Source organism: Candidatus Clostridium helianthi (assembly GCF_045310795.1).
In the GTDB taxonomy this organism is placed as follows: domain Bacteria; phylum Bacillota; class Clostridia; order Clostridiales; family Clostridiaceae; genus Clostridium; species Clostridium helianthi.
The window spans coordinates 80,700-95,002 of the sequence record NZ_JBJIAB010000005.1; the positions used below are offsets into that span (position 1 = coordinate 80,700).

Genomic DNA, 14,303 nt, shown 5'->3' on the forward strand with positions numbered 1-14,303 from the left:
TACTATTTTTTCCACATTATTAAATATGTTTATTTTGCCATAATGTATTGAATTTACGAAAACCCTCTGACTTTAATACAGTATTGTTAAAAAAACTCTGCTTTTTGTATAGTTATATATAATATTAAACTACTCTAGTACCATGTATTTCAACTGCACCTGTATATTCTAAAAGAAAATCTCTATTTTCCTTAGTAATTCCTTTTCCTGGCATTATTGAAATTCTACCGTCTGCATATTTAACTAAATCTTTTAAACATTCTTTTCCAGCCATAGCATTTTCGCATCCGCCCTTAGTAAGTATTCTATCTATTCTTAATTTAATTATTTCATCTAGAGCTATCTTTTTATCCTCAACTTCGTCAAATGCCATATGAAAAGTTATTGTCATAGGCTTTGCCAAGTTAACTAACTCCTCTATTATTTCTTTATCTACCTTAGAATCTTTTACAGCACCAATTACCACCCCGTGAACTCCTAGTTCTTTGCACATCTTTACATCGTATTTCATTATTTCTAGTTCTTCTTTTGTATAAGTAAAGCTTCCTCCACGTGGCCTTATAATAACCATTATTGGTATATCGAGATCCTCAACAATTTTTCTTATTGTTCCGTAACTTGGAGTGGTTCCTCCCTCAATCAAATTATCACAAAGTTCTATTCTATTTGCTCCCCTTTTAGCAGCTAAAATTGCATCATCATAATTCCCCACACATGCTTCAAATATTATCATAACCTACCTCCTATTTTCTTCTTTTAGTTTTTTATAAACTCATAAATCGAATATATATATTCGATGATTGACTAGTAAATTGATTTTTTATTCTACTAGTCTATAAGTAGAACTTGTATATATTTTAACATTTCTCGGTCAATCAAATAAATACATATATGAATTCCTAAAAAAATATTTATAATGAATTTTTACCCAACTTATGAAAACATTTAAATTGGCCTTACCAATTATAGCAATGTATGTTATAATTTTAGTGTAAATACAATTATTTTTATTTAGGGAGGTTATTTTATGGCTTCAATCGAGATTCCATACTCAACAAAATCTTTAAAAATAAACATTGATGATAAAAATCTAAAGGGCATTTTAGTTTCCAAGGCAAATACCTATAAAGCTGATATTTCACAAAATGATATAGTGAATAAAGCTCTTGATAATTGCATAGGTAGTAAATCTTTAGAGGAATTAGTAATTGGTAAAAATAATATGGTTATTATAACTAGTGATCATACACGACCTGTTCCTAGTAAAATTACCATGCCAATTTTATTACAAAGAATAAGAAACGTTAATCCCAACATAAACATAAAAATTCTTATAGCCACAGGTTTTCATAGACCAACAACTAGAGATGAAATGATAAATAAATTCGGACAAACCATAGTTGATAACGAAGAGATTATAAACCATATTTCAACAGATGAAAGCAGTTTAATAAATGTGGGAACACTACCTTCTGGTGGTGAGTTGTTTCTAAATAAATTAGCGATGGAAACCGAGCTCCTAATAGCAGAAGGTTTTATAGAACCACATTTTTTTGCTGGATTTTCTGGCGGAAGAAAAAGCATATTACCTGGAATAGCTTCAGCAAAAACCATAATGGCAAATCACTGTTCTGAATTTATTAACAGCAATCATGCAAGGACTGGAATTATAAAAGATAATCCTATACACAAAGATATGCTCTATGCTGCTGAAAAAGCAAATCTTGCATTTATATTAAATGTAGTTATAGATGAAGATAAAAATATTATAAATGCTTTTGCTGGTGATAGTAAACTTGCCCATGAGGAAGGTTGCAAATTTGTTATGGAGCTTTCTAGTGTAAAAAGCATACAAGCTGATATTGCAATTTCAAGTAATGGGGGATATCCACTAGATCAAAATATATACCAAGCTGTAAAGGGTATGACAGCTGCAGAAGCTACATGTAAGAAAGGCGGAGTAATTATTATGATAGCCGCTTGTAACGATGGACATGGTGGCCAATCTTTTTACGAAACTATAGCAAATTCAAAATCTCCTGAAGAACTTCTTGAACAAATATTAAAAGTTCCTAGAAATGAAACAATACCTGATCAATGGGAGATTCAAATTTTAACACGAATTTTATGTAACTATACTGTGATCGTAGTTACAGATATGTGCGATCCTAATATGATTAAGAGTATGCATATGAAACACGCTTATACTTTTGATGAAGCATTAAGCATTGCATATGACATAAAAGGTAAAGATGCAGATGTTGTAGTCATTCCAAATGGTGTAGGTGTAGTTGTTAAATAATAATCATTAGCTTGTAACACTATTAAAAAGCTGGTATTTTTTGAGCAAAAGTACCAGCTTAACTTAAAATAATGCTTTACTTGCATGCAATTTTTTAAATTCTTTTGCATCAGGAAGTGTCAAGTACGTATATCATAGTATTTTAATATATAGTTACAAGAAAGAATTTAAGAAATATATTACTCTAAAAAGTTCATTATCATTAACAATTTCAGATGCAAGGATTATTTTAAAAAGCTTTCCTATTTATGATTAACTAATGCTACGTATATATGTATCATACGGAAATGGTATTATAATTTCTCCATCAACAACTTTATAATCTGTATTTTCTGTTGGGCTTAAATTTTTAATTAAATTCATTCCAACATTATATAAAACTTCAGCTTCAATCCTTGGATCTTGAATAACAGTTCCAGTCATGATCCCTTTATCAATTAAATTTTTTGCTTCTTGTAATCCATCAATTCCAACAACAGCTATATTTTTTGACTTATTATCTTTGTTATATCCATATTTTTGTAATGCCTCAATAGCTCCTATTGCCATAGCATCATTGTTTGAAATTATTGCTTCAATTCTTCCATTATATTTAAGGAACAGATTATCAATAGAACTTTTAGCTAAATCCTTAGACCAATTAGCATTTACTCTAGCAAGTTCTTGCGTCTTTATTCCAGAATCATTAAGCGTTGATATTGCATATTTACTTCTATCAATGGGCTGTGGATCATCAGATGGACCTTGCAACAAAACATACTGTAATATATTATCACCATTTGTATCTAAACCGCTTTTATTTCTATTCCAATAATCAGCAATAATTTTACCTTGAGCAATGCCAGCTTTCTTCGAGTCAGGAGTTACAAAAACAACCTTATCATATAATTTAGAAGCTTTTGAAGCCACTTCAGGTATAATATTCATTAGTATTAAAGGTTTATTCTTTTGCTTAATCTTGTTAATAACACTTTCTACAGTACTTTCTCTTCTGTCTGGTAAATATAATATAAACAAATCATATTTTGTTTGTAACGCAGCATCTAATAGTTCATCTTGTATTGCTATATTGTTCTTAGGATTTAAAAAAGTAAATTTCACTTTATTTTGATTCTCATTTTCTATATTCTTTAGGCTTTCAATAACTTTCATAGTAAATGGATCATCAGTTACGAAAAATATTACTGCTATATTAGACACTCTACTAGTGTTAGAATCCAAACTTGCTATTGTTTTAACTTGAGTTATAGATATCAATGAAAAAATAGTTAAAGTAAACAATATCATCGCAATTCTTTTATTTAATATTTTCATTATAATACCTCCCATTAGATATAAATACTCAAAATTATATATCTACTCTTGATTAGGTTGCATATAAATATAAAATTTATTCAAATTAATCATTTAGAAATAAAATAATTCTTCATCATGATTCTAAAAATGTTTCAAAAATTTTAGCCGTAATTATGGCTTGTGAACTGTGCATTGTGAATTGCAACATATATATAGCCATATCCTATAATGAATGGTACTAATAAAAGAATTCATTATAAAATATGGCCAAAACTTTTAGATAATATTATTTATACATATACTCTCTAGTCCAATGTAAATTATTATTTACTCCTTTGCCAAATAGAAATTGGTGTATATGAACATTTCCACTATTAAAAGATGCTGCACAGGCATTTAAATATAATCTCCACATTCTTATAAATGTTTCATCCTTAGTTTTTCTTATTTCAGGTAAAGCATTTTCAAAATTACTTGCCCAATGTTCTAGCGTTTTTTCATAATGCAATCTAATATTTTCTACATCAATTACATTGAAATTTTTATCTGACATTGAGCAGATCAATTCTGAAACAGATGGAACGTATCCACCTGGAAAAATATACTTATCTATCCAAGTATTATTCCCACCTTCTGTCACTGATGTTATGCAATGAAGTAAAGATAATCCCTTATCATTTAATAATCTATCTATAGTATTAAAATATTCAGTAATATGATCTTTTCCTACATGTTCCAGCATACCTACACTAACTATCTTATCAAATTGCCTATCTTTAAATTCCCTATAATCAACAAGCTGAACATCAACTAGATTGTTCAGATTCTCATTATCTATTTTTTCTTTGACTTTTGCAAATTGCTCAGAACTTAAAGTTATTCCAGTAGCTTTCACATTATATTCCTTAGCTGCAGAAATAATTAATTCACCCCATCCACATCCTATATCAAGTAAAGTTTCTCCTTCTTTTAAGTCCAATTTATTAAGGATGTGTAGCACCTTATTCTTTTGTGCTTGTGTCAGTGAATCACTAGGTGTCTTGAAATACGCACATGAATATGTCATTGTATCGTCTAACCATAGTTTATAAAAATCATTGCCTATATCATAATGAAACTCAATATTTTCTTTACTATGTTTGATATTATTTGAAGCTTTTCTTAGAAGCTTTGAATACATGTTACTATTATTCAAAAAGCTATCCTTATTATTATATATAGACTCTATAGCTTTTTTAACACTTCCCTCTATATCTACTTTCTTAGTCATATACCCTTCTCCAAATGCTAATGATGGATTTTTAATAATATCAGCTTTGGAAATTGGTTCATTAAAAATAATTTTGAAAACTGGTTCTCCTTCTAAATATTTTTCAGTAGTTCCATCCCAAAATTTTATTTCTACAGGATCGCTAAACAGATTCTTAAATAATGTTTTATAAAATATCTTATCAATATCCATGCTCTTCCTCCTAAAAACAAAAATGAAACAGCTAGTAATTCTATATCTAGTTTATAATTAAATAGTCTAAAATATCAATAATTCCACTTATTTTCATTAGCCCTTCCCTTTAAATTTACTTATATGGTATGCATTACTATTGTTTTTAGTACCAATTATCTAAACACATGCTAAACAACCAGAGCATCCTTTGAAATTTAAACTTAAGGAAATAGATTTTAAAAGAGTTCCTTCATTTCAATAAATATATTTTTATATCTTTCTTTATTTATTGAATCTTTCTTAAATTCAATTGCTGTCTGTGGACATAAGTGAATACATGCTAGACATTGTTCACATCGGTGTTTCCACGAAGGTTTTGTTTCTATAATTTCTATATTTTCAGCCGGACATACCTTAGAACAAATGCCACAGCCTATACATTTCTCGCTAACCCAGAAATTTTCGTCAATATTATTTGGATTAAAATCTCTATACATCTTTTCTTCTTTATCTCTGTTTTTTATGACAGGAATATTATTTTCATAGTTATTATTAATCATTCTTGCAATATCAATTGTTATCTTTGATTGATTATTCATTCGATTAATGAAGTCTTCTTTCGGATGAGGATAATACATAAACCACATATTTCCAGGCATTTCAACACTAAAATTTGCTGAAAGCGATTTTCCTTTACGTCTTAATATAGCATCAATTTGCTCAAAGGTTAATGCTGCATAGCTTCCAAAATTAGCTACTGCAAAAAAGTATTTACCTGAATTAACCTCTAAGTTTTTTATAAATTTTGCAACTATTTTAGGAAGCCCTCTATAGTAAACAGGAAAAACAAATCCTACCCTTTTAGACGTTACTTCATTTATATTCATATTACGTTTGCATATACGTACCAATCGACAATTGGTGATATTTTCACTTAAATCTTTAGCTATCTTAAGCGAATTTCCTGTTCCAGTAAAATAATAAATAGTTGTCTCCATTTTTAAATCTCCTTAATAAATATTTCATAACTTGAATTTTACACCCTAAATATTCATCTGTGCAAATTAAGAAGCTATCCATTTTTAGCATACGGATAGATCTTATATCTATGTCATATTTTAGTAAAATACTTCTAATTTTTATGATTTCATAATTTCAGTTTCTTTTTTAATAAATCTATGCTCAAACTCTAATGCTTCCATTGGTTTTCCTATTAAGTAGCCTTGAATATAATCACAATTAAGTTCATTTAAAATTCTAAATTGTTCCTGTGTTTCAATTCCTTCTGCAATAATCTTAAGACTCAAGCTGTGCCCTAAATTTATTATTGATCTAACAATCATTACGCTTTTATAGTCTTTCTCTAAATTAGCTATAAGGGACTTATCAATTTTTATCATATCAATAGGTAATCTATTGACATAACTAAGAGATGAATAGCCTGTACCAAAATCATCTAAAGATACTCTAATTCCTATTTTTTTTAATTCTTCTAGTATTCCTGTAATTGTACCAAAGTCCTCCATAGCCTCATCTTCAGTAATTTCCATATTTAAGCACCTTGCTGGAAGCGAGTAATGATTCAATATACTTTGAACCATTGATACGAACTCAGATTGCTTTAATTGTGAATAAGAAACATTAACTGAAATACTAAATTCATTGCCTCCAAGCTCATGCCATATTTCACATTGCTTGCAGGCATTTTCTAATACCCAATTATCAATTGGTATTATTTCACCTACACTTTTTGCAATTGGAATAAACTCTGCAGGAGAAATGATTTTATCACCTTGCTTCCATCTGATAAGAGCTTCTGAATATAGAACTTTCATTGACCTTAAACTTATAATTGGTTGATAGTAAATTATAAATTCATTGTTTTTCATGGCTTTATTTAATTTCTCTTTGATATCGATTTTATCAAGAAATTCATCATTTATTTTTGATGAATATAAAGCATAATTATAACCACCATTTTTCTTAACTTCATACATGGCTATGTCTGCTTTTCTAATTAAAGTATCTGTATCCTTGCCATGTTCAGGAAATATACTTATGCCAATACTGGCTCCGACACTTAAAGCTTCCCCATTATAAATAAAAGGAGTTTTCAATGCTTTTTGAATCCTCTCAGCAATTTCTTTAACATAAGTAGTGGATTTTATATTAGTTGCTATAATTACAAATTCATCTCCACCAATTCTGCTGATTATATCATTATCACTTATTATACCTTTTAATGTGTCTGCAACATTTTTGAGAACTTTGTCACCAAGTTGATGCCCATAATTATCATTTATACTTTTAAATCCATCTAAATCTATGAAAAGCATCGCGAAACCATTATTTTCAATTTCTATAAGCAAATTAAGCTTTTCTAACATCATTTTTCTGTTAGGAAGTTCTGTAAGAGGATCATAATATACAAAATGACGAATTTTCTCCTCAGCCCTTATTTTATCTTGAATTTGATTTTTAAGCATAATATTGGCTTCTTCTAGTTTTAAATTGCAGCTCTTTTCCATTTCTAATATTTTTTTTCTTTCCGAAATATCGTGTAGTAATATCAATATACCTAATATATCTCTATATTCATCATATATAATTGTGCCGGATAATTCGCAGGTAATGTTATTTCCATATTTCGTTTCCAAGTTAACTTCTATATTTTTTGCATAAGCATTTTTAATTATGGCACTTAAGTCAAAATCAACATTACTAAGTAATTCACTAAATATTTTTCCTTCGACTTCTTCAATTTTATAATTAGTTACACTTAATGATGCATTATTACAATTTTGAATAATAAAGTTCTCATTTAAAATAAATATTGGCTCGTTTACACTGTTAAAAATATATTCTGATATATATTTTGGAGTAGTCAACATCATTCTGTGCCTGTTTATTGCATAGTAGATCCCTCCTAAAGCTATAACTCCTGTTAATACTGCTGATGGAAAAATAGTTACTCCGAGTAAAGGCAAAATAAAATCTGTAATTATGCCTATAATGATACTCATTGTACAAGTTATCAAAATAATTTTAGTTTGCTTTTTTACTCTATTTATCTTAGAATATTTACCTCTCAGATACAGCACTATAACACCTGCAATATCTATTACTATCGCCCATATTATATATAAAATTTGAGGGAACAACTCTGGAGCCACATCAATCCAACCATAATATTCTTTATTCATTGCTGAATATGGTTCTACTATAACATTTCCAATAAATAATATAGTAGTTGGAACATATGCTAAAAATTTTATTATTGAAATATATTCAAAATCATCTGTATTATTGAGCAAATATGCAAAGTATAGCCAAAGTCCATTAAAAAAACAATACCCTAGAACCGAAGAATTTCTCCAAAAAAATGCTACATTGATGTTGTCGGATGTCAACATCATTGCATATCCACCTGACCAAAGTACAAAGCAAATACAAATATATAAAAATATCTGATTTGTCTTGGATTTCTTATCTATCCTATAGCCGTATATTCCTAAAAATAAATAAAAAACGCAACATAAAAATAATAATATAAATAACGTAGTCTTAATAGTACCCCACCTCCAGCATAAAACACAAAAAAGTTCAGATTTATATAATTAATAATCTATACTATACTTTAACACCTAAAAACATTAATTCCATATTTCAACATTCTTTCACATAATATAATTCTAGTATTGATCTTTTAACTATTCAATGTTTTTATTAATGTATCTAAACTTAAAATTAAATATATAATTAATTTTAAAAAATTATTATTACTTATTTTAATTCTACTTACTTAATACTATTTTAAGCGCTTCTTTATTGTGCAGGCTATAAAATAATAACAACTATATATACGAAATAATTATATTATATTTTTTGAATAGGCGCTTTTTCTTAATTCATTTTAGAAATTTTAGTAAATTTATAATCTGCGTTTTATAATAATATGAAGTATATTTAATAATATTCTGATTTTAAAATTACTTTACTATGTTAATTTTATTATTTATAAGGATACACGATTTTTACAAGAAAATCTGTTTCCATACTATATATTTCTGCTACTACTAAAAGTTATTCATATATTTGACTTAGTTATAATTTCATAAAGAATAAAAAAAGTCAGATTAAGTTCTCAACCTAATCTGACTTTTTTACTCTTTATGAACGCTTTCTAATAATATGTATAAATTAGCTTAATAAGAACATATCATTAGTAATCTGCTCTATTCAAAATATCTATCTAACAATCCTTTGAAAGCTTTTCCATGTCTAGCTTCATCCTTGCACATTTCATGAACTGTATCATGTATTGCATCTAAGTTTAATTTCTTAGCAAGTGTTGCTAAATCCTTCTTACCTTGACATGCACCATGTTCTGCGTCAACTCTAGCTTGTAAGTTAGCTTTTGTATCTGCTACTACTACTTCACCAAGTAATTCAGCAAATCTAGCAGCATGTTCTGCTTCTTCAAATGCTATTCTCTTATATGCTTCTGCAACTTCTGGATACCCTTCTCTATCAGCTTGTCTTGACATAGCTAAATACATTCCAACTTCTGTGCATTCTCCAATAAAGTTCGCCTGTAATCCATCGATCACTTCTTTCTCAACACCTTTAGCAACTCCAATTACATGTTCATCAGCAAAAGCTAAGTCCCCACTTTGCTCTATGAACTTTTCTGATCCTACACCACATACTGGACATTTTTCTGGTGCTGCTTCTCCTTCATGAATATAACCACACACTGTACAAACAAATTTTTTCATAAATTCTCTCTCCTCACTATCATTTCAATAAATATTTATTAGGTTAATTACCTTATTATATATATTTCAACATCTATATCCTTTTTCCTTCTATTCTTTCTTACTTTTATACCCTTTATTTCTACATTTTTATACACAATATGCATTTTTTATCTTTTTCCTCTATAAAGAATTGGACTAGATCCAAAGGAATACCCTTCATTATATAGTTTGTTTTCTAGCTTAATTAGTTCTTCAGCCAAAATTGTATTTGATCTTAGATCTGTTGGCTCTTTCACTATATCAAGTTCTATACCTTTATATTTTCTGTAGTAGCTATAATTTTTCCATAACCATGCCTTTATTCTACTTAAATTTGATGGCTTTCTAATAATATCAAGGATCAGTTGTCTGTATTTTTCAATATCTTCTTTTTGAGTATCGTTTAAATTTGATAACTTATTTCCTAAACTTCTAGCCGCCTTCTCATCTAATTCTTGACATAAAAATTTTAGAGCATGCCATACATTATAAAGTTGATTTTTATTCTCTATTTCTACTTCTCTTGCCCAAACAAAAGCGTTTAATCTTCTTCTTATATCCCACCTTTTTATTGGGCTTTCTAAATCATCTGCACATACTAAAAAGAATCCTTCTTTAAGCAACATCGCCCCTAATACTCCAGGTGGGTTTCCAAGTCTTTTGTCCTTAAGAGTAGTCCTATATACTCCGCAACTTGGACTACCCTCCTTGTACATATAAATATATATATCCTCACTCTTCAATAATTCTAAACAAAAGTTACATGCTTTTATAAGCTTTTCTGTAACATCTTCACCAGTTTTATTTTTAATCTTTGCCTTGCCTTCTAAAACATCTTGTCCACTACCACCCTTTATACTTATAGGTGTTCTAGGTACCCCTAATCCAGCAAGACATTCAGGGCACATAGGATAAAATACAAATTGCTCATTTTCCCTACCAAAATTTTTTACATAATCAAATCCTTTACCATTATATCTTACTTTTGCTCCAAAGCAGCATTCACTTATACCTACTTTTAATTTTTTCTTCAGTACTTTCTCCATATAACACCTCTTTAAACCCATTAATCGTTTTTGTATAAAACACTCTCATACTCTTTATTTTTATCAAATTCCTTTTCTGCAAAAACACATACTGGTATTATCTTCTTATTTTCTTCTATCGCAAAATCTACAACTTTCCTTATTAAAAGTTTGCCTGCTCCTTTGCCCTTCAACTTTTCACCTACAAAAGTATGCTCAATTTTTATTATATCCTTACTAGTATCACTTAATATTACTTCTGCTAACGTATTTTCTTCCGTTTCTCCGATATAGAATTTATTCAATCCCTTTTTAATATCAAACATAATACAAAACACCATCCTCTCCATAATTTTATTCATTTTACAAAACCCTTTAGTAATTCCTTATATATCCACAGTGCTATTATATCATACCCAAATATCATTTTAATGTCGAATTTTTATACTTTTTTTAATTTAATTCACCATTTACTTTTTTCCACTGAAAAAATAAGGAGCTATCTTTGATAACCCCTTATTCCTCGTACTATATTCAAAATAATGTTAATATATTTGTCTAAAAGCAACATTATACAAAATTCCATACATCATTTATTTGCATACCTAAAATTTGTTAAAACAATTGAATCACGTTTCCATTACGTCCACAGCACTTCTTATACTTCTTTCCGCTTTGACATGGGCATGGATCATTTCTTCCAACCTCTTTTTTGCTTTCAATTGTTTTATTATTTCCTGATTTTTCATTTATAGTTGCACCTTTATATTTCCATAATGGTATATTATTAATAAATTTATTAACAATGTTAAATACCCTAATTTCATCTTCCTTGTCAAGTTTTGCATCTATTCCATTAATTATATCTTCAAGTATTTCTTCAGAATTTCTATATTGTATATCCAAGGCCAACATATTCATAGTTCCAGCAGCATCATTTTTATCAACTAAAAACATAGATGAAAATTCTTTTGAAAACTTCCTCCCAATACTACTTCTTTCCAAATAATCTTCGTTAGACATGGAGATTAGATCATCTTTACTAATCATAGAATAATCCAAATTGTTGTCTATATTATTTAATATTTCTTCATAATCCTCTATTTCTACATTAACGAATATAATTTTTCCATCATCATCAATTGTACCATAATATTCATTATTATAATAAAAAGATCCTTCTTCTAATATAGATAACAATATTTGCTCTTCTACATTGTCATATCTTTTCATTAATCCTTTAACATCTTCAAAACAAAGAACACCATATAACTTAATCATACCTCTAAAGATATTCATGATTTCACTATTTTTCTTCATTAACTTTCTAAACTCTAAAGTATCACTTTGCTTAACAATTGCCTGCATTACTTCGGGCATTAATAAGATTGGTTTTCTATCTTTTAAGCAAGGAAATACCATCCCTTGATTCATAAAAAAAGCATGTTTATCCGCATAGTTTTCTGCTTCATTATCAGAAATCGAAATTATTCCATTATTCTTAATGTATTTTAATAATATTCTATACATATCATCATTAATCACATGCATTTTATTTCTAATATAATTCTCATATTCATCGATATATCTTTCAATTACCTGATTCTTATTTAAATTATATGATAATTTAAGACCAATGTTTTCTGCTAGACTACAAATTTCCTTTTTAGGATATGGCTTGATCAATTCTTCTAGATCAAAAGAATATGTCTCCTTAAAAAACGTATGTATAAAACTATTTGTAAATTTATTATGATGTTTTAAAAAATCATTCTCTATCATTTGTTCAGAATAATCAAAATCTGAGAAAGCATCATTGTTATGTATAGGCTTTTTATTGCTAACTTTGTATTTCTTATTATTTCCAGGCAAGTATTCTTTTTCTGCATCTTTATTTCCTATATACCCACAAACCCCATCTCTTGGAGAATTATTAAACTTACCTTCTTCTGGATTATTTCTAGCAATAACTTCTACCTGGCTAAATTCACTTGGAACCTGTATTATATCTACAACTTCTAAAGTCAAATAAGTAGTTGAGCCAAAATCATATTCATATTCGAACTTTTTATTAATATTTAATACATCTTTTAAATAAAAATTCATCTCATATTGTTCATCACTATTATCATGATATATTTCTTCATCAATATGAAACGCACTTAAATGTCCACAACACTCTACCCATATATCTCTTATAAATTTGTCCAAATGCTGAAGTTGCAACTTTGCATCTATAGAAACATAAATACAATATAAACTAGGATTATACTTATCTTTCATGGATATTATGAATTGTTCTCTTACCTCTTTAGCCTGATTCATTTTTTCTTCAATTGATTTTTTCATTACTGAACAACTCTTTGCATGTCTTTTAATTGTTCTTTCAGTTAATTCCTTATTACAATAATAACATCTACCTTGCACGACTAAATCTCCTCTTAAATAATATAATTACTATATAAAATTCCAACATGCACAATTATATACTAACATTATGTTTGTCTGCAAATTTTTTAATTAATAGCTGGTTGAATTTTTATTAGCTATATCCTTGGCATACATGTCACAGAGGGAATTTTCAAAATGGTTAGAATGTGCCTTTACCCACTGAAATTCAATATATTTTCCATTACAAGCCTTATCAAAAGCAAGCCATTTTTCTATATTCTTAGCTGGTTCTCCATTAATAGTTTTAAAGTCATTCAACTTCCATATAGGTAACCATTCTGTGAGTCCTTTTCTTACATACTGGCTATCAGTTATTATTCTTATCTTTTCAACATCTTTTAATAATTCAAGGGCTTTTATAGCTGCTTCGAGTTCAGCTTGGCTGCTTCCTATGTCTTTCACTTTTTCTGTATATAAATTATAATTTCCTTTCAAATCTTCTATTATAAAAGCAAATCCACCATGATTTTTCTTCTCAAAATAACTAGCATCTGTATAGATCTTATAGATTCTTTCCTCAGCCTTACTTTCTTCTATTGCATAACTATCATAATTACTGTTTCGTTTATCTAAGACTAATATTTTACTCCTATCATTAAAAGCAGCTACATCTTTATCTTCTCTTATAACTACTTTTACATTAAACCCTACATAATATGTATCTGGACGCTTATTATGGAGCATTTTCCTAAATTGGTATTCCTGACCTTTAAAAAAATCACTTAAGTTGTTATTATCTATAAAATGTAGTTCTTTTTTTAAAGGATTGAATTCTACTAAGGAGTCCTCAGTACCATTACTGACTTTAATTTTATAGTTATTATTTTCTTCATCTATTATTTCTAGTGTAAAAAGCATCATTTTCATAAAAATTACTCCTTAAAACAAATATCTCATTATATATATCACAATTAGGTTTCTACATTGTAGCCTTGACTAAGGATTTGACTTACTAAAGCTTTAAATATATATTTATCGTTGTAACA

Annotated in this window: 11 protein-coding genes; 1 reads left to right on the forward strand and 10 read right to left on the reverse strand. The window is 28.3% G+C overall.

Going from position 1 to position 14,303, the window contains the following annotated elements; translation table 11 throughout:
• Positions 1 to 124: 124 nt before the first annotated feature.
• Positions 125 to 733 (reverse strand): copper homeostasis protein CutC, encoded by a 609-nt coding sequence (locus ACJDTP_RS05920; protein WP_171771430.1) that lies wholly within the window; start codon positions 731 to 733, stop codon positions 125 to 127.
• Between the two features lie 294 nt (positions 734 to 1,027).
• On the opposite strand from ACJDTP_RS05920, the gene larA reads away from it, so the two are divergent.
• On the forward strand, positions 1,028 to 2,302 hold the full coding sequence (gene larA, locus ACJDTP_RS05925) for a nickel-dependent lactate racemase (protein ID WP_078115565.1): 1,275 nt from the start codon (positions 1,028 to 1,030) through the stop codon (positions 2,300 to 2,302).
• Between the two features lie 252 nt (positions 2,303 to 2,554).
• On the opposite strand, the gene ACJDTP_RS05930 is transcribed toward larA, so the two are convergent.
• The 9 genes from ACJDTP_RS05930 to ACJDTP_RS05970 all read right to left on the reverse strand — a co-directional run bounded on the left by ACJDTP_RS05930 (position 2,555) and on the right by ACJDTP_RS05970 (position 14,184).
• Positions 2,555 to 3,616, reverse strand: a complete 1,062-nt coding sequence (locus ACJDTP_RS05930; RefSeq protein WP_406760739.1) for a galactose ABC transporter substrate-binding protein — start codon at positions 3,614 to 3,616, stop codon at positions 2,555 to 2,557.
• Between the two features lie 268 nt (positions 3,617 to 3,884).
• Positions 3,885 to 5,060: a class I SAM-dependent methyltransferase gene (locus ACJDTP_RS05935; RefSeq protein WP_406760740.1), complete on the reverse strand. Its 1,176-nt coding sequence runs from the start codon at positions 5,058 to 5,060 to the stop codon at positions 3,885 to 3,887.
• A gap of 218 nt (positions 5,061 to 5,278) precedes the next feature.
• The gene (locus tag ACJDTP_RS05940) at positions 5,279 to 6,040 is read right to left on the reverse strand and encodes an EFR1 family ferrodoxin (protein ID WP_077842940.1); all 762 of its coding nucleotides are present in this window, start codon (positions 6,038 to 6,040) and stop codon (positions 5,279 to 5,281) included.
• Positions 6,041 to 6,181: 141 nt separating this feature from the next.
• Positions 6,182 to 8,611 (reverse strand): EAL domain-containing protein, encoded by a 2,430-nt coding sequence (locus ACJDTP_RS05945; RefSeq protein WP_406760801.1) that lies wholly within the window; start codon positions 8,609 to 8,611, stop codon positions 6,182 to 6,184.
• Positions 8,612 to 9,277: 666 nt separating this feature from the next.
• Complete coding sequence (locus ACJDTP_RS05950) at positions 9,278 to 9,820, reverse strand: NADH peroxidase (RefSeq protein WP_065417240.1); 543 nt, start codon at positions 9,818 to 9,820, stop codon at positions 9,278 to 9,280.
• 149 nt (positions 9,821 to 9,969) lie between these two features.
• The gene (locus ACJDTP_RS05955; RefSeq protein ID WP_078115571.1) at positions 9,970 to 10,887 is read right to left on the reverse strand and encodes a 2-thiouracil desulfurase family protein; all 918 of its coding nucleotides are present in this window, start codon (positions 10,885 to 10,887) and stop codon (positions 9,970 to 9,972) included.
• A 20-nt stretch (positions 10,888 to 10,907) separates the two neighbouring features.
• Complete coding sequence (locus tag ACJDTP_RS05960; protein WP_078115768.1) at positions 10,908 to 11,192, reverse strand: GNAT family N-acetyltransferase; 285 nt, start codon at positions 11,190 to 11,192, stop codon at positions 10,908 to 10,910.
• A 289-nt stretch (positions 11,193 to 11,481) separates the two neighbouring features.
• Positions 11,482 to 13,293: an SEC-C metal-binding domain-containing protein gene (locus tag ACJDTP_RS05965; RefSeq protein ID WP_078115572.1), complete on the reverse strand. Its 1,812-nt coding sequence runs from the start codon at positions 13,291 to 13,293 to the stop codon at positions 11,482 to 11,484.
• Positions 13,294 to 13,386: 93 nt separating this feature from the next.
• Positions 13,387 to 14,184, reverse strand: coding sequence for a ribonuclease H family protein (locus ACJDTP_RS05970; protein WP_077842935.1), 798 nt, complete (start codon positions 14,182 to 14,184; stop codon positions 13,387 to 13,389).
• Positions 14,185 to 14,303 lie beyond the last annotated feature (119 nt).